General features: G+C 36.3%; 1 protein-coding gene. It reads right to left on the minus strand.

Going from position 1 to position 622, the window contains the following annotated elements; all coding sequences use genetic code 11:
• Positions 1 to 103 precede the first annotated feature (103 nt).
• Positions 104 to 457: a four helix bundle protein gene (locus MTF66_RS38405; protein WP_248530352.1), complete on the minus strand. Its 354-nt coding sequence runs from the start codon at positions 455 to 457 to the stop codon at positions 104 to 106.
• Between the last annotated feature and the right edge of the window lie 165 nt (positions 458 to 622).

A 622-nucleotide genomic window follows, 5' to 3' on the forward strand; every position in this document is an offset into this window, starting at 1 on the left:
CTCTTTCTAACTTTACTCTTTCTAACTTTACTCTTTCTAACTTTACTCTTTCTAACTTTACTCTTTCTAACTTTACTTTTTCTAACTTTACTCTTTCTAACTACTACCTTTGATTCGCATTATTAATTGCTCTGATTAAGCCCGCTAACATCATTGATAATTCTTGCGTTTCTATTATCCATTTATTTGCCAGCTCTGTACTAACTTCACCGACCTGAAGCGATATATAGAGCTGTGATCTTAGCTCACCACAACTTCCTTTTGCATAGTAAAGAAAACGCACACAATCCTTTGAAGACATCCGCTCATAGCCTTCTGCTATATTCGATGAAATAGACAAGCTAGAGCGCTTAATTTGCTCTTTCAAGCAAACCTCACGACTCGATTTAAAGTGTTGAAAAATTGCAATTGCTAGCGTAGCAGAGCGCTTCCAAACATCTAGGTTTTCAAATTTCATTTTAAATATCCTTATTTAAAACATATCTCTACTTATAGCCTAGCAGCTCCCATATTCCAACTTTCCCCTTTCCAACTTTCCCCTTTCCAACTTTCCCCTTTCTAACTTTCCCCTTTCTAACTTTCCCCTTTCTAACTTTCCCCTTTCTAACTTTCCCCTTTCTAA

It is taken from the genome of Pseudoalteromonas sp. 2CM39R, assembly GCF_023161845.1.

Bases quoted from the DNA above. Each gene is read 5' to 3' on its own strand.
- MTF66_RS38405 (WP_248530352.1), bottom strand. From the start codon at position 457: ATGAAATTTGAAAACCTAGATGTTTGGAAGCGCTCTGCTACGCTAGCA.